Source organism: Halorientalis salina (assembly GCF_005049285.1).
GTDB classification, from domain to species: domain Archaea; phylum Halobacteriota; class Halobacteria; order Halobacteriales; family Haloarculaceae; genus Halorientalis; species Halorientalis salina.
The window spans coordinates 211,008-226,712 of the sequence record NZ_SOSC01000002.1; the positions used below are offsets into that span (position 1 = coordinate 211,008).

The window sequence follows — 15,705 nt, forward strand, 5'->3', positions numbered from 1 at the left end:
CCATGACACAAGACGAAATGACGGATACGAACGACGGTACTGACCCGACTGCGAACGCAGCCGCAGACACGCCGGATCCGTCGGGCGACCCGCTCGTCGATCAGTCCATCGACGTCGAAGGAACGAGTACCACAGAGCAAACCAGCGGCACCGCTCGGACCGTCCTCGAATCCCGTAATCTAGATGTCTATTACGACGACGTACAGGCACTGAACGACGTGAGCCTCGCAATTCCGGCCAAACAGGTCACGGCGATGATCGGACCGTCAGGCTGTGGGAAATCCACGTTCCTCCGGTGTATCAACCGGATGAACGATCTCATCGACTCAGCACGCGTAGACGGTGAACTCCGCTTCGAGGGGAAGGACGTCTACGACGACGACGTCGACCCCGTCGCCCTCCGCCGTCGCATCGGGATGGTGTTCCAGCATCCCAATCCGTTCCCCAAGAGCATCTACGACAACGTCGCGTACGGCCTCCGCGTCCAGAACCAGACCGAGAACATGGACGAGAAGGTCGAACGAGCGCTGAAACACGCCGCGCTCTGGGACGAAGTCAAAGATCAACTCGACAAGAGCGCCCTCGACCTCTCCGGTGGCCAGCAACAGCGCCTCTGTATCGCCCGCGCTATCGCGGTCGATCCCGAAGTCATCCTGATGGACGAGCCGGCGAGCGCGCTGGACCCCATCGCGACCTCGAAGATCGAGGACCTCATCGACGACCTCGCCGAGGACTACACCGTCGTCATCGTCACCCACAACATGCAACAGGCCGCGCGCATCTCCGATAAGACAGCGGTGTTCCTCACTGGGGGCGAACTCGTCGAGTTCGACGACACGAACAAGATCTTCGAGAACCCGGAAAACCAGCGCGTCGAGGACTACATCACCGGCAAGTTCGGATAGCCCCAACATACAACAGCCAACACGGAGAACCCCAATTCATGCCACGGAAAGACTATCAGCAGAAGTTAGAAGACCTTCAGGACGACGTCCTCTACATGAGCGAGGTCGTCCTCGAACGGTTCAGGATGGGCCTCGACGCCCTCGAACAGAAAGACGAGGAACTCGCCCAGGACGTCATCGAGGGCGACCACGAGATCAACCAGCTGTACCTCGATCTCGAACAGGACTGTATCGACCTGCTCGCGCTCCAACAGCCGGTCGCGGGCGACCTCCGCTTTATCGCCGCCTCGTTCAAGGTCATCACCGACCTGGAACGCATCGGCGACCTCGCGACGAACCTCGGGGAGTACACCCTGGACGCGACCCGGGACGTCTACCCCGACGTCGACATCCAGTCCATCGGCGAGGAGACGCTGGCGATGGTCGAGGACGCGATGATGGCCTACGCCGAACAGGACGCCGAGGGCTGCTTCGCGATCTCCGACCGCGACGACGACATCGACGCCCACTGTGAGCGGGCCTCCGAACTCGTCGTCAGGGACCTCATCGAGACCGAACTCGAAGAACAGGGCAAAACCGACGACGAGGACATCGAGCAGTTCCTCCAGGAGGTCTCCCGGATGTTGCTGACGATCCGAGACCTCGAACGCGTCGGCGACCACGCCGTCAACATCGCTGCCCGCACCCTCTACATGGTCGAGAACGACGACGCGTTAATCTACTGAACCTTTTACTTCGTCGGGTTCGAGTCGCGCCTCCGGCGCGCTCGAACCACTCCTCGCAAAACGTCCTCAGAAATCGAAGATTTCTGATGGGCTGTCCCCAGAACGGCTTCGCCGTTCTGGTGTGCATGAAAGACGCGGAGCGTCTTTCATACTGCACAAGAGCTTCGCTCTTGTGAACGTTCATGAAAACTGCTCCGACTCACTTCGTTCGTCGAAGTGAACCGGCGTCGTCACGAACGAAGTGGGTGACGGCTCGAAAGACGCAGCGTCTTTCGGCGGCCGACGGCCGCCGGATGCTGGTGGGTGCCTGCCTTTCCCCGTCGCCACGAACGAAGTGAGTGGCGGCTCGGAAGCGCTTGCCCTTCCGGCGACGCTCGCAATGAAACGCGAGCGCGGCCACCGCACAGTACCGTTCCTCACGGCGTCTCGTCGACGCTCGCCAGTCCGTCGCCGGTGATCGAGAAGCGTGCGGTGTCCCCGGCGGGTTTCGACTGGTGTTTTTCGAGCGTGACGCGACGGTTGCCGCCGCGGAACCGCTCGATCCGGCAGACGACGCCCGACCAGTGAGTGAGCGTGTGGCCACCCAGAGGACTCGCGCGGTCGCTGTCCGGGTCGGTGTACACCTGATTGGTGATGACGACGGCGAGGTCGTGTTTGCGGGCCAGCGAGAGCAGGTGAGTCACCTGCTGGGCCACCGTTCGCAGGGCGTCGCCGGCCTCGTCGTCCTCGGAGCGTTTGATCCGGTAGAACCCGGTCGCGCTGTCCAGCACGATGAGGTCGACCCGCTCGGCGAACTGGGCGGCGTCCTGGACGGCCTCGCCCTGTTCCTCGAAATCGAGGGCGTCCGAGATGATGATCCGGGAGGCGAGGTCGTCGATATCCTCGGTCCGAGCGCCGGCCACCTGTTCGAGGCGGTCGACTGACAGCCCTTCGGTGTCGATGAAGAGGGCGCTGTCGCCGGCGGCGGCGGTCTCGACGGCCGCCGAGAGCGCGAGATTGGTCTTGCCGGCGGCCGGCGGGCCGTACAGTTGCGTGACCACGCCGCGTTCGAAGCCGCCGCCGAGGAGGTCGTCGATGGACGTACAGCCGGTCGGAATCGGCTCGCTCACGTCCTGGCGTTGGAAACGCCCCGACAAAAGCGCTCCCACTCAGGCCCGCGGGAGATGGTCGCCGAGTGCGGCCGTGACGGCGTCCACGTCGATATCGGCTCTGGCACAGCGAATCGCCGGCCGCCACCGCGACCGCCAGCGGACGACGATCGTCTCGTCAGTCACCGCGTAGCTCTCGAAGGCGTCCCACTCGTAGAGGTACCGGGTCGCCGGATCACGGCGCTCCAGGCCCGCTGGCGTCACCCGGTAGGTTCGCTCTCGACCGACGTTCCCAAGCAGGATGACCGGGACGAACAGGACCTGTGCGACTGTGCCGACCCACTCCGCGTTCAGAAGGTACCCGCCGGCCCAGATGGGGACGAGGAGACACATCGCCACGACGCTGGCGTACTGGAGCCGTTTCCGCGATTGGTCGGGCCAGCCGGCCGTCCACTCACAGGTCACAGACTCGTCGTCGACGACGGCGTCGGCGTACCGGCTTCTGGACATCGCGACCAGGCCGATGCCGACGAGTATGCCGACCACGCAAAACAGAAACCCGACGAGTGCACCCGCGCTGGCCGACGACGACTCGACGGCAGCGAGGAACGCGAAGTAGCCGAGGAGCGCGAAAACTGGCAGGAAGACGAGTCCCCACGCGACTCTCGTGGCACCCATCCGCTCTGGAAGCCCGCGCCAGCGCGTGACGCCCCAAGCAACACCGACAGTGATAGCCGTAACTGCTGCCAGCAGACCGAAATACAGGACCGCCGCGTCGCCACTCACCCACAGTCCGAGCCCGATGACGACAGCCGGAGTCAGAAGTAACGCGGCGTACAGGCCAGCCACGAACGCGAAGAACGTGTCCGGCCGTTCCGGCGACTGGAGGGCGGGGCCCCGGAACTGCTCGTGCATGTTCGAATCACCCGTCCACGGTGTGAAAGCATTTGTGCCACAACCTAAGTCGGCCCGCTGCCAACTTCCGCTGTGATCGTCGTCGCCACGGAGGACTTCGAGGTGTACCACGGCGTGGTCAACGAGCTGCGCGACCGCGGCGTCCCGTTCACCACCATCGAGCCCGACGACCCCCTGCCCGACCGCGCATCCGTGCTGGTCACTGGTCCGGAGCGCGAGATCGACAGCGACGTCGAGACGGTCAGGGCCGAGCCCGAGAACCCGCGACGAGCGGTCGAGGAGGTGCTGACGGCGCTGCGCGGGGGCGGCGGCCGGACGATCGTCGGCATCGACCCCGGCGACCGCCCGGGGATCGCCGTACTGGAGGGTGAAAGCGTCGTCGCCGCGTTCCACGTTCCGTCCGCCAAGACCGCCCAGGTTGTCGAGCGGGAACTCGAGGACGCCACGTCACCGCTGGTCCGCATCGGCGACGGCGCGCGGATGGTCGGCGCGCGCATCATCGACGACCTGCCGGACGTGCCGGTCGAACTCGTCGACGAGACCGGGACGACGCCGTACCTCGGCACCGGTGCTCGGGGGATGGGTGACGTCCTCGCCGCCGTCAACATCGCCCGGATCGCGGGCGAGGAGATCGAATCCCGCGACGTCGAACCCACTGCCGGCGAGATCCGGACGATCAAGGAGCGCTCACGCGAGCAGTCCGAGGACAACCGGACTATCGGCGAGGGACTGGCCCGGCGCGTCGCCGTCGGCGAGTTGACCATCGACGAAGCGCTGGCCGAACACCGCGACGACGGCTGACCCTACCCTGACACCGCGTTCTCCGCGCGCCGCATGACCGCCCGAACCGGCAGGTCCGTCTCCCGGGCCACCGCGAGCGCGTCGTCGTACTCGGCGCTCACGTCGAAAACCGTTCCGTCCGCGTCGCTGGCGACCTTCACGTCGACCTCGAACTCGGTTCCGTCGACGGAAATGGTGGCCGTGACGAGTTCGCGGTCGGCCATCCACCGGTGGCCGGCCCCGTGTTCGCGCACGCCCAGCGTCCCCGTCTCCTGGGCGAGTCGACGAGCGACCCGCTCGGCGTCCTCGGGTTTGACAATGACCTTCACGAGGTGTCCGGGCCGGGATTTCTTCATCGTGAGCGGGACGATGGACACGTCTCGTGCGCCCGCGTCCGCGAGCGTCTCCTGGAGCCCGCCGAGGACCTCCGGGGGCACGTCGTCGACGTTCGTCTCCAGAACCGTGATTGCGTCCCGCTCGAGGCCGCCGCTCCCGTCGCCGACGAGGGCGCGCAGGACGTTGGGTCGGTCGGCGAAGTCGTACCCGCCCGCGCCGTAGCCCGAGGACTCGACGCGGAGCGACGGGAGCGTCTCGACACCGTCGGCGACGTGGGCGAGGATCGCCGCACCGGTGGGCGTCAGGAGTTCCGCGTCGACGGGACCGCCCCGCAGCGACCAGTCGGCTCGTTCGGCGACCTCGACGACGGCGGGCGTCGGCACCGGGTAGGTCCCGTGGCTCATCTCGACCTCGCCGCCGCCGGTCGAAAGCGGCGTCGTCACCACCCGCTCCGGATCCAGGTCGTCGAGCAGGAGACAGGCGCCGACCACGTCCGCGATGGCGTCGTCGGCCCCGACCTCGTGGAAGTGGGTCTCGGTCAGGTCGGTTCCGTGAACCGCCGCCTCGGCCTCCCCAAGTATCTCGAAGACGGCTTTCGCGTCCGCCGTGACGCCGGCCGGCAGCTCCAGCGACTCGACGACATCGAGGACTTCCTCGTAGGTGCGCTGTGAGCCGTGACCTTCCGCGTGGGTGTGGCCGTGGTCGTGGTGGTGATGGTCGTCATGGTCGTGGCCACCGTCACCATGATCGTGGTCGTGGTCACCGTGGTCGTGGTGGTGATGGTCGTGACCATCGTCTCCGTGGTCGTGACCGTCGTGATCGTGATCTGCGCCGGTCAGCACCACGTCGACGGCAGTGGCACTGATGGCGTTTTTCTCGACCTCGCGGACCTCGTAGGCCACGTTCAGGGCGTCGGCGTCCTCGACGGGTGCGAGGGCGTCACGATCGGCACCGGCCGCGAGCAGTGCGGCCAGCAGCATGTCGCCGCTGGCACCCATCCGGCCGTCGAAGGCGAGTGTTCGCATACTCGGAGCGAGACCGTACAGCGGGTAAAAGCGTCCGGTCCCGGGCGAGTTCGACCGGACTGATAGGCGACTGTCGACGAGGAGAACCCCCACTGTCATTGTGCTCGCCTCGATACCGTCGACCCGATGCCGACGCCGGAGGCGACGAAACGAACGCTGTGGGTCATCGTCGCATCAGCGACGCTGACGGTCATGGCCGGCGCGATCCTGGGGCCGGTCGTCCCGGGGATTCAGGCAGGCCTCGGCGTTTCGGAGTCGCTGGCGGGGCTCATCATCACCACGCACGGGCTGTTCATCGTGCTGACGAGTCCGCTCGCGGGAGCGATCATCGACCGGTTCGGGCCGCGTCGCCCGTTCGTGGGCGGTCTGCTTGTGTACGCCGTCGGCGGCGGTGCCGGCCTCGTCGTCGAGACGTTCGCGCCGCTGCTGGTCTCACGGGCGGTCCTGGGAATCGGAACGGCCTTCGTGTATACGGGCGTCACCGTGTTGATCTACGACCTCTACGAGGGCCAGCGGATGGACCGCGCGCTCGGGCTCCGCAGCAGCGCCAACAGTGCCGGGGCCGCCGTCTGGCCGCTGGTCGGTGGTGCGCTGGGCACCCTCTCGTGGCAGTTCCCCTTCGCCGTCTACCTGATTGCGCTCCCGCTCGGGTTGCTCGCCGTCGTGACTGTGCCCGAAACTGGCCGGGGAAGTACAAACACCGCGGCCAACGGCGGCGCGGACCCCTCCCGGACCGACGGCGGACTGGCTGGCGTCGTGTCGGTGTTCCGCCGGCGGCCGGCGCTCCTGGCCGTGTACCTGCTGTACTTCGGGGCAAATACGCTCCTGTACAGCATCGTGGTGTTCTACCCGCAACTGCTCGAAGGGGTCGGAATCACCTCGTCGTTCTCGATCAGCCTGTATCTGGCCGCCAACGGTGCCGCCGGCGGCCTCTCGGCGGTCGCCTACGACCGGCTGAAACGGCGGGTCGGCGCGCACGCGCTGGTTCTGGCTGCGCTGGGACTCTGGAGTCTGGCGTTCGCGCTCGCGGTGGTCGCCGACTCGGCGCTGTTGGCCGTGCCGCCGGTCGTCTGTTTCGGCCTCGGACTGGGCCTGGTCTTTCCCTCGTCGTTCGCCTGGGTCGAGTCGCTTGCACCCGCGGACCGCCAGGGGCAGTACAGTTCCTACGTGGCCTCCTTCGGCTACATCGGCCAGTTCCTCTCGCCGGTGCTGTTCGGCCCACTCGTCCCGCTGGTCGGCGTCCGTGGCGTGTTCGGGGCGGCCGCGGCGGTCGCCGTCACCGGCGCGCTCTCGCTCGGCGGGACGCTCCTGTGGCGACGGTAGCAGGACGCGTGTCGAACTGGAACGAACCCGTCCAGGGACCACGCCGCTTCTGAGGGCCATCCGGTAATCCAGGTCGGGTCCCGTTACTATCCAGTCGCGGTCCGAATTATCAAACCGGACCACCGGTAGCAAAAAGCATATCTCCCGGGGTCCCGGACTGTGCTACATCCCCACAGGCAACAAGTATGAATGAAGTCCAACTGGAGGTGGCGAAGGCCTACCCGAACGATTCGGGCCGCGGTATCGCCCGCCTGGATCCGGACACTCTGCTACACCTCAAGCTCTCGCCCGGCGACATCATCGAGATCGAGGGCAGCGACACGACTGCGGCGAAGGTGTGGCGAGCGGACCGGCAGGACTGGAACACCGATACCGTCCGTATCGACGGGTTCACGCGGCAAAATGCCGACGTGGGCATCGGTGAACGCGTCACCATCCGCAAGGCAGAAGCACAGAAAGCAGACGAACTCGTCCTCGCACCCCCCGAGGAAGCGAGCGTCCAGTTCGGCAGCGACGCTGCCGGCATGGTCAAACGACAGATCCTGAAACGGCCGGTCGTCGAGCGCGACATCGTCCCGGTGATGTCCTCGACGAACCACCCGTTCATGCGCTCGCCCGGGCAGGCCATCCCGCTCATCGCGGTCGAGACCGACCCGGAGGGGGTCGTCCTCATCACCGAGGACACCGACGTGGAACTCCGCGAAGAACCCATCTCCGGCTTCGAGAAGACGGGCGGCGGCATCACCTACGAGGACATCGGCGGCCTCCAGAACGAGATCCAGCGGGTTCGGGAGATGGTCGAACTCCCGATGAAGCACCCGCAGATCTTCAAGAAACTCGGCATCGAGCCGCCCCAGGGAGTCTTGCTCCACGGCCCGCCCGGCACCGGGAAGACGCTGCTCGCGAAAGCCGTCGCCAACGAGACCTCCGCCAGTTTCTTCTCTATCGCCGGTCCGGAGATCATCTCGAAGTACTACGGCGAGTCCGAACAGCAACTCAGGGAGATCTTCGAGGACGCCAGCGAAGAGGCGCCCTCGATCATCTTCATCGACGAACTCGACTCCATCGCGCCCAAACGCGAGGACGTCACCGGCGAGGTCGAACGCCGGGTCGTCGCCCAACTGCTGACGATGATGGACGGCCTCGAAAGCCGGGGCCAGGTCATCGTCATCGCGGCGACCAACCGCGTCGACAGCGTCGATCCGGCGCTGCGTCGCCCCGGTCGCTTCGACCGCGAGATCGAGATCGGCGTCCCCGACGAGGTGGGCCGCGAGGAGATCATGCAGATCCACACCCGCGGGATGCCCCTCTCGGACGACGTGAACCTCTCGAAACTCGCCACCGAGACCCACGGGTTCGTCGGCGCTGACATCGAGAGCCTCACGAAGGAAGCGGCGATGAAGGCCCTGCGGCGGTACCTCCCCGAGATCGATCTCGACGAGGAGGACATCCCGCCGAGCCTCATCGACCGGATGATCATCAAGCGCGACGACTTCCGCGGCGCCCTCAACGAGGTGAGTCCGAGCGCGATGCGGGAGGTACTGGTCGAGCTCCCGAAGATCGACTGGGACGACGTGGGCGGACTGCCCGAACCCAAAGAGCAGGTCCAGGAGGCCGTGGAGTGGCCGATGTCGAGCCCGGAGAAGTTCGAGCGGTTCGGCATCACGCCGCCGTCGGGCGTCCTGCTGTACGGGCCGCCCGGGACCGGCAAGACGCTGATGGCCAAAGCCGTCGCCAACGAGACGGACGCCAACTTCATCAGCGTGCGCGGGCCGCAACTGCTCTCGAAGTGGGTCGGCGAATCCGAGAAGGCGATCCGCCAGACCTTCCGGAAGGCCCGGCAGGTCTCGCCGACGATCATCTTCTTCGACGAGCTGGACTCGCTGGCCCCTGGACGGGGCGGCGAGGTCGGCTCGAACGTCTCCGAGCGCGTCGTCAACCAGCTACTGACGGAACTGGATGGCTTGGAAGAGATGGAAGACGTGATGGTCATCGGCGCGACCAACCGGCCGGACATGATCGACCCGGCGCTCATCCGCTCGGGTCGCTTCGATCGGTTGGTCATGATCGGCGAGCCGGACGTGGAGGGCCGCGAGCAGATCCTCCGCATCCACACCCAGGACATGCCGCTGTCGGCGGACGTGAGCCTGCGCGAACTGGCCGAGATCTCGGAGGGCTACGTCGGCAGCGACCTCGAATCCATCGCCCGGGAGGCCGCCATCGAGGCACTCCGCGAGGACGACGACGCCGACATCGTCGAGATGCGCCACTTCCGCCAGGCCCTCGAAGGAGTCCGTCCGACCGTCGACGAGGACATCCGCGACTACTTCGAGCAGATGAAAGACGAGTTCAAAGGCGGCGGCGCCGAGACCCAGCAGGGCCGCGGCGGCGGGCGCATCGGCTTCCAGTGAACCTTTTCCGTCGTCGGGTTCGCGCCTAACGGCGCGACCGCTCCTTGAAAAACGTTCATGAAAAAGGCTCGGCGCTCACTCCGTTCGCGCCGAGTGAACCGGCTCGTCCCGAAGAGAGTCGTCTGACCGCACGGAGCACTGGAAAGACCAGAGTAAGTGTCGACGGATCCGTATCAGCCATGACAGGAGACGACCCACAGGCGTTCGACGACGAGCAGGAAGCGCGGACAGAAACGTTGCTCGACGGCGACGCTGAGGGCGAGTCCGGCGAATTGGAGGTCCCGCCTGCCGTGTATCAAGGGTAGAATCAGAAACCCGACCGAAATCACCGCTCCAGTCTCGCGCCGTCCCGCGGACAGTAGTCGTAGGCGTCGTTTCTGGTCCGGAACTCACACTCCGGACAGGTGCGGGGCGGATCGGCGTCGTCGCTCCGGACTTCCCGGAACAGGAAGGGGACGAAGGGCAAGAACAGCAGGAACACGAACGTCTCGAAGTACCACCAGAGGGCGACGCTCACGAGGAGGCTCCCGACCAGACCGACCGCCGCCGTGAGCGTCCGAGAGCCGACCATGTGTGTTCCGTGCCACTCGACGAGCAAAAGCAACCCGAGTTCTCGTTCGATCCGCCCTGGTGGAGCGGGAGCCGACCCGACGGCTGCAATTTGTCGTTCATGGTTTCATATTTCACGTTCGTTCGCCAGTTATCTACTGAACGTGGTCCTAGAATCGATATTACTTCCTTGTACAGAACCTTTATCAACTATCTCTGAACAATTGTTGATTGTAATGTCCAAGGCAGAAACCCCCTCGGCTGGCATCGACCTCCCGTACAACCCGTCGGCGAGCTACGCACCGTGTCGGAACTGTGAGGAAGGGACGCTCGTCTGGGACGCGGAGGCAGAGACGTCACGCTGCCGCTGCTGTGGCGTCACAGTATAGGAACCAGCACCTCCCAGTCAGGTCCATTCGGTCGCCGTCCACGTCCCAGGTGGCGGCCGTCCGTTTTTTCGAAAAGGCGATACAGGAGCCGGTCGTAGCAGGCTACAACTGGCCGAGTTTCCGGAGAAGCTGGCCGCGGTACTCCTCGTCAGAGCGGACATTCTTGAGTTCGAGGACGTTCCGCTCCAGTTTGTCGAGCGCGACGTTGAAGGCCTGTTCGGCACCGTACCCCTCGCCGGAGCCGGCGATCTGGCCCTCCGTCGTCCGGAGTCGGATCTGCGACTGGATGAGCGGGGTGCCCCGGAGTTTCTCCTTGTGCTCGTGGAAGCGGACGTGGGCGTGGCGGACCTGCATGTCCTGGTACTTGTCGACCACGGCCTCGATGTCCGACCGGATGTCCTCGCGGACGATGGTGTCCAGCAGTTTGATGTTCGTGATCTGGACGTCCATGTGCTCTTCTTCGGTGTAGGTGAGCGCCCGGAGCACGTCCGTCTTGGTGAGTATGCCCGCGACCTCGCCGTCGTCGTCCTCTGGGGTGACGACCAGCCCGTTGTAGTCGTTGTCGAGCATCCGCTCGACGGCGGACTTGACAGACTCGTCGAGTGTCGTCGTCGAGACCGGGCTGGACATCACGTCGTAGACCGGGATGTCGAGGACGCGGTCGATGTCACCCGCGCGGTCGCCGGTGGTCGTCTTGTCCATGTTCCGGACGACGATGTCGACGATGTCGTGCGTCGTGACCATCCCGGAGAGGTCACTGTCCTCGTCGAGAACGGGGACACGTGAGATGCTGTGTTCGCGCAGGAGGTTGATAGCGCGCCCGACGTGGGTGTCTTCCGCGACGGTCACGACGTTCTCGCTGTAGATGTCGGCGACAGTGAGTGCGTCCAGATTCTCGAGGACGGCTTCGAGGATGGCGTTGGTCGTGACGATGCCCCACAGCCGGTCGGCCTCGAACACCGGCGCGATGCGCGTCCCGCCCTCGACGAGGACGCGGGCGACCTCCCGCACGTCGTCGGTCCGTTCGACCTTCGGGGCCGAGACCAGCATCGACTCGGCTTTCATGTCGTCGTTGACGTGTGACTGAACCAACTGGCGCTTCCCGATGACACCAGCGTACTCCCCGTCGTCGGTAACGATGATTCCGCGGGGGTTCTTGCGCTCGAAGATGGAGCGGACCTTCGAGAGCCGCTCGCCCGTGTCGACCTCGACATAATCACTGGTGGCAATATCGGCAATATCCATCGTAATCTCCCTTCTGGCTTGGTCACCGGGGGTAATCAAACTTCCCGCTACTTCTTCCCGTCTCCGTCCCGTACTACCGGTGTGCTTCCGGACATCACCGTCTTCGGCCGGTACACCTATCTGGTGACGGAGGTGCTGTGGGGAACCGTTGCCATCGCCCTCGTGACGTACGCCGGCGTCGCCAGGGAGGCCGTTCGCACCATCGTCGTCCTCTACCCGTTCGCGTACCTCTGGGACTGGTACACGCTCGAAGTCGGCGTCTTCGCCATTCCACTGCGGACCGGCATCGACCTGCTCGGCATCCCCATCGAGGAACACGTCTTCATGATCGTCGTCCCAGCGATGGTCGTCGGTGCCCACGAATCGCTCCGGAAGGCCCTCGACTCCCCGGTCGCCGATGATTGTGGCCGTCCCCAGCGCGAAACATAAGCTGGTTCGTCACGGGATACTGGCGGATCGGTATGTTTATTTATTGCAGGTGAAACTGATACATTGTAAGCGGTTTTCGGGAGAGTGCGTGACATTATATCAGTAAAGGGCCTCCCATGTGGTATTATATCTATCAGAGCAACGCTTTAGGGAATTCACGGACCATCCGTAGGTAGGAGGGGAGAACCTATGGAAACGACTACCGACACCGATCCGGTTCGTCTCGAATTTTACGTGCGCACGCTCTCACCGCCGGGTGCGCGGGCCCGACAGGAAGCGGTACTCGAGCGCCTCCAGCGGCTCGCGGCGGACGGTCACATCGACGACCTCTACGTGAAGGTCTGGGGCAAACAGATCGATCCGACGACCAGAGCAGCGGAGACGGATCAGGGACAGTTCATCCTGAATCGCATCGCCGAGTTCAAACAGTGGGCGCTCGCGGAGAACACGACGCTCGAATCGTTCTACCAGACGCACGAACAGTCCTCCTCGATCACGGGCGAGGAACACACGAGTATAGTGCTCCCCAAGATGGGACTCGCCGAGTACCACGGCAGCGAACTCGAACAGGTCGCCCCCTGTACGACCGGCGAGGAGACGTACAGCATCGTCGACCACATCGACGACCTCGAACGCCGTCTGGCCGGGCCGTCGGCCACCGAGCAGGAGACGGTGTCACCGGTCGCCGAGGAGTAACGCTCCGCAAGCGGGTGGTTCCGTGCCGTCCTTTCTCTTCTCGAACGCCATACTGTAAGCGCCACGACCGTATCCAGCGTCGCGCCCAACAGCGACTGAAAACGGATCGAAGGGAACCGAAACGCGAGACGAAGCCACTGGGCCAAAACACCGTTGCTGTTACTGGTCGAGTCACGAGTGTCCGATGCCTTCCCATCGCACGCGCTGGACTCCGATTCCGCTCCGTCTCGGCGTCGGTACCATCATGACCGTGCACGGCCTCGGGAAACTCGGCCTCGGGCCGCTCGCCAGCCCCGACGGCGTCGCCGGTTTCGCCGAGACCCTGGCCGCACTCGGCGTTCCACTCGCCGCCATCGCCGCCTGGGCCGTCACGCTCCTCGAGTTCGTCGGCGGATTGTTCGTGCTGGCCGGTCTGTTCGTCCGCTACGTGTCCCTCCTCATGGCGGCCAACATGACCGTCGCCACACTGCTGGTCCACCTCCCCAACGGCTTCGCCGTCTCCGACGGCGGCTTCGAGTTCACCGTCCTCCTCGCGCTGGCCTCCCTCTCGCTCGTCCTGTCCGGCCCCGGCACGCTGTCGCTCGAACGAGCGGTGCTTGGGCACGAGTACCGGCCGCTCTCGTCGGGTGCAGGGGACGAAAGAACAGCGTAACCGATGGCAGTGTTAGGACCCATTCGACTGAAATTCGAGTAGATTCATCTCGCAACCCAAAAAGTGTCAGAATCCCGAGATGGGTTCGGACGGATTGTGAACCACGAGGACTTCACTTCGTTCGTCCTCTGGGTTCAAATCCGCCTCACGTCTCAACTACACGACGCGACCGACTCGCTTCGCTCGTCGTGTTGCGTCGTGTAAAATTTTCTATGGGTTCGGACGGATTTGAACCGTCGGCCTCCTCCATGTCAAGGAGGTGTCGTAACCGGTCTAGACCACGAACCCTGATTGCACTCAACCGTAATCGGCAGTGGTAATTGAAGGTTTCGGATTCGGTATCACCGTGCCGTCTGCCAATCATGGCCACAGGTGAAGTATCTCCAACAGCAGGCAGATCACGACAATAGCGGTGCTGTTGCTTCAAGCCTACGCACGGGCGCGAACGAAGTGAGCGCCCGCCTTTTTTGGTCCAGATTTTTTGGCCAGGGTCGAGCGAAGCGAGACCCTGGTGAAAAAGGTGGGTGCGAAGCGCTTAAGTCGATGTACGGATTTGTGCATTACAACACGAACAAGTCCATTGGTGACCACAATGCAGGAATACATCGAACGAGTCAGCGAGGGCGAGGATTTGACGCTCGAAGAGGCACAGACCGCCGCGACGCGCGTCTTCGAGGAGGCGACGGAGGCACAGATCGGGGCGCTGCTGGCGGCGCTGCGGGCGAAAGGCGAGACCGAGGCCGAAATCGCGGGGTTCGCACAGGGGATGCGGGGGGCCGCACGGACCATCAACCCTGATCGAACGCCGCTGGTCGACACCTGCGGCACCGGTGGGGACGACTACGACACGATCAACGTCTCGACGACGAGCGCGATCGTCGCGAGCGGGGCGGGCGTGCCCATCGCCAAGCACGGCAACTACTCGGTGTCGTCCTCGTCGGGGAGCGCCGACGTGCTGGAGGTCGCGGGCGTCAACGTCGAGGCCGAACCGCCAGCGGTGGAGGCAGCCATCGAGGAGAGCGGGATCGGGTTCATGCTCGCACCGGTCTTCCACCCGGCGATGAAGGCCGTCATCGGGCCGCGGAAAGAGTTGGGGATGCGGACGATCTTCAACATTCTCGGCCCGCTGACGAACCCCGCCGGTGCGGACGCGCAGGTACTCGGCGTGTACGACGACGAGCTGGTGCCGTTGATCGCGAACGCGCTGTCGCACATGCCCGTCGAGCACGCGCTGGTCGTCCACGGCTCCGGGCTGGACGAGATCACGATCCACGACGAGACGACCGTCGCCGAGGTCGAGGGTGAGACCGTCGAGGAGTACACCATCGAGCCGGCAGATCTGAACCTCGAAGCGGCCCCCATCGACGAGGTTGCGGGCGGGTCGCCCGAGGAGAACGCAGCGGACCTCCGCGGCATCGTCGAGGGCGACGTGACCGGCCCCAAACGGGACATCATCCTCGCGAACGCGGGCGCGGCCATCTACGTCTCGGGCGAGGTCGACTCCCACCGGGAAGGCGTCGAGGTCGCCCGGCAGGCTATCGAGTCCGGCCGCGCCGCCGAGAAACTATCCGAGTTGTGTTCGGAGCAGGCATGACGCGGGCCAAGGTCTGTGGGATCACCCGCGAGTCGGACCTCGACGCGGCGGTCGAGGCGGGCGCGGACGCCCTCGGCTTCACCGCCGAGGTGACGGTCGATACCCCCCGAGAGATCGAACTCGACCGCGCGGCCGACCTCGTCGAGTCCGTGCCACCGTTCGTCACGAGCGTACTGGTCACCATGCCCGAAACCGTCGAGCAAGCCGTCGAGGTAGTCGAGCAGGTCGGCCCCGACGCGGTGCAACTTCACGGGGCGCTCGGACCCGACGAAATCGCAGCCGTCGGCAATCAGATGCCCTCGAAGGTAATCGCCGCTGTCGACGCCGAGGAAGCGAACATCGACGCGTACGCCGACGCCGCGGACGCGCTGCTTGTCGACTCGGTGGACGAACAGGGCGGTGGCGGCACGGGCGAGACACACGACTGGGAACGGACGCGGGACCTGGTGACGGACCTCGAGGTGCCCGTGATTCTGGCCGGCGGACTGACGCCCGAGAACGTCGCCGAGGCGGTCGAGACCGTGCGGCCGTTCGCGGTCGACGTGGCCAGCGGGGTCGAATCGGACGGCGGAGTCAAGGATCGGGCGGCAGTCCGAGCATTCGTCGAGCGGGCCACGCGCGCCCCGGTGGAAGCATGAGCGTG

The 15,705-nt window shown here is 65.0% G+C and carries 17 protein-coding genes and 1 tRNA gene; 12 read left to right on the plus strand and 6 right to left on the minus strand.

Going from position 1 to position 15,705, the window contains the following annotated elements; translation table 11 throughout:
• The first annotated feature begins 2 nt into the window (after positions 1 to 2).
• Both pstB and phoU read left to right on the plus strand, forming a co-directional pair.
• Positions 3 to 905: a phosphate ABC transporter ATP-binding protein PstB gene (gene pstB, locus E2481_RS05550; RefSeq protein ID WP_136716139.1), complete on the plus strand. Its 903-nt coding sequence runs from the start codon at positions 3 to 5 to the stop codon at positions 903 to 905.
• Between the two features lie 38 nt (positions 906 to 943).
• Positions 944 to 1,630 carry a phosphate signaling complex protein PhoU gene (gene phoU, locus E2481_RS05555; protein WP_136716140.1) on the plus strand — a complete coding sequence of 229 codons (687 nt, stop codon included), beginning with the start codon at positions 944 to 946 and terminating at the stop codon, positions 1,628 to 1,630.
• A 416-nt stretch (positions 1,631 to 2,046) separates the two neighbouring features.
• On the opposite strand, the gene radB is transcribed toward phoU, so the two are convergent.
• Both radB and E2481_RS05565 read right to left on the minus strand, forming a co-directional pair.
• Entirely contained in the window at positions 2,047 to 2,739 is a 693-nt protein-coding gene (radB, locus tag E2481_RS05560) for a DNA repair and recombination protein RadB (RefSeq protein ID WP_136716141.1), read from the minus strand.
• A gap of 39 nt (positions 2,740 to 2,778) precedes the next feature.
• Positions 2,779 to 3,633, minus strand: coding sequence for a hypothetical protein (locus E2481_RS05565; RefSeq protein ID WP_136716142.1), 855 nt, complete (start codon positions 3,631 to 3,633; stop codon positions 2,779 to 2,781).
• A gap of 72 nt (positions 3,634 to 3,705) precedes the next feature.
• Here E2481_RS05565 and E2481_RS05570 point away from each other — a divergent pair, with 72 nt between their 5' ends.
• Positions 3,706 to 4,434 carry a hypothetical protein gene (locus E2481_RS05570; RefSeq protein ID WP_136716143.1) on the plus strand — a complete coding sequence of 243 codons (729 nt, stop codon included), beginning with the start codon at positions 3,706 to 3,708 and terminating at the stop codon, positions 4,432 to 4,434.
• 2 nt (positions 4,435 to 4,436) lie between these two features.
• Here E2481_RS05570 and larC read toward each other — a convergent pair whose 3' ends face one another.
• Positions 4,437 to 5,774 carry a nickel pincer cofactor biosynthesis protein LarC gene (gene larC, locus E2481_RS05575; protein ID WP_136716144.1) on the minus strand — a complete coding sequence of 446 codons (1,338 nt, stop codon included), beginning with the start codon at positions 5,772 to 5,774 and terminating at the stop codon, positions 4,437 to 4,439.
• Between the two features lie 126 nt (positions 5,775 to 5,900).
• Between larC and E2481_RS05580 the strand changes: the two genes are divergently transcribed.
• From E2481_RS05580 to E2481_RS18930, 3 genes are all read left to right on the plus strand, one after another.
• Complete coding sequence (locus E2481_RS05580; protein ID WP_136716145.1) at positions 5,901 to 7,097, plus strand: MFS transporter; 1,197 nt, start codon at positions 5,901 to 5,903, stop codon at positions 7,095 to 7,097.
• A gap of 185 nt (positions 7,098 to 7,282) precedes the next feature.
• Entirely contained in the window at positions 7,283 to 9,508 is a 2,226-nt protein-coding gene (locus E2481_RS05585) for a CDC48 family AAA ATPase (protein ID WP_136716146.1), read from the plus strand.
• 179 nt (positions 9,509 to 9,687) lie between these two features.
• Entirely contained in the window at positions 9,688 to 9,813 is a 126-nt protein-coding gene (locus E2481_RS18930; RefSeq protein ID WP_256867883.1) for a hypothetical protein, read from the plus strand.
• 20 nt (positions 9,814 to 9,833) lie between these two features.
• On the opposite strand, the gene E2481_RS05590 is transcribed toward E2481_RS18930, so the two are convergent.
• Complete coding sequence (locus E2481_RS05590) at positions 9,834 to 10,079, minus strand: hypothetical protein (protein ID WP_136716147.1); 246 nt, start codon at positions 10,077 to 10,079, stop codon at positions 9,834 to 9,836.
• 214 nt (positions 10,080 to 10,293) lie between these two features.
• Here E2481_RS05590 and E2481_RS18585 point away from each other — a divergent pair, with 214 nt between their 5' ends.
• A complete protein-coding gene (locus E2481_RS18585; RefSeq protein ID WP_169302376.1) occupies positions 10,294 to 10,446 on the plus strand; it encodes a hypothetical protein in 153 nt (50 codons plus the stop codon).
• Between the two features lie 102 nt (positions 10,447 to 10,548).
• Here the strand turns inward: E2481_RS18585 and E2481_RS05595 are convergent, their stop codons facing one another.
• Positions 10,549 to 11,691, minus strand: a complete 1,143-nt coding sequence (locus E2481_RS05595) for a CBS domain-containing protein (protein WP_136716148.1) — start codon at positions 11,689 to 11,691, stop codon at positions 10,549 to 10,551.
• A gap of 81 nt (positions 11,692 to 11,772) precedes the next feature.
• Here E2481_RS05595 and E2481_RS05600 point away from each other — a divergent pair, with 81 nt between their 5' ends.
• From E2481_RS05600 to E2481_RS05610, 3 genes are all read left to right on the plus strand, one after another.
• Entirely contained in the window at positions 11,773 to 12,120 is a 348-nt protein-coding gene (locus E2481_RS05600) for a lycopene cyclase domain-containing protein (protein WP_136716149.1), read from the plus strand.
• Positions 12,121 to 12,309: 189 nt separating this feature from the next.
• Entirely contained in the window at positions 12,310 to 12,816 is a 507-nt protein-coding gene (locus tag E2481_RS05605) for an HTH domain-containing protein (protein WP_136716150.1), read from the plus strand.
• A 184-nt stretch (positions 12,817 to 13,000) separates the two neighbouring features.
• Positions 13,001 to 13,468 carry a DoxX family protein gene (locus E2481_RS05610; RefSeq protein WP_136716151.1) on the plus strand — a complete coding sequence of 156 codons (468 nt, stop codon included), beginning with the start codon at positions 13,001 to 13,003 and terminating at the stop codon, positions 13,466 to 13,468.
• A gap of 213 nt (positions 13,469 to 13,681) precedes the next feature.
• Here the strand turns inward: E2481_RS05610 and E2481_RS05615 are convergent.
• Positions 13,682 to 13,756, minus strand: a tRNA-Val gene (locus E2481_RS05615).
• Between the two features lie 304 nt (positions 13,757 to 14,060).
• Between E2481_RS05615 and trpD the strand changes: the two genes are divergently transcribed.
• Together trpD and E2481_RS05625 are read left to right on the plus strand one after the other, a co-directional pair.
• Positions 14,061 to 15,062, plus strand: a complete 1,002-nt coding sequence (gene trpD / locus E2481_RS05620) for an anthranilate phosphoribosyltransferase (protein WP_136716152.1) — start codon at positions 14,061 to 14,063, stop codon at positions 15,060 to 15,062.
• Positions 15,059 to 15,700, plus strand: coding sequence for a phosphoribosylanthranilate isomerase (locus E2481_RS05625; RefSeq protein ID WP_136716153.1), 642 nt, complete (start codon positions 15,059 to 15,061; stop codon positions 15,698 to 15,700). Before trpD ends, E2481_RS05625 begins: the two co-directional genes overlap by 4 nt.
• Positions 15,701 to 15,705 lie beyond the last annotated feature (5 nt).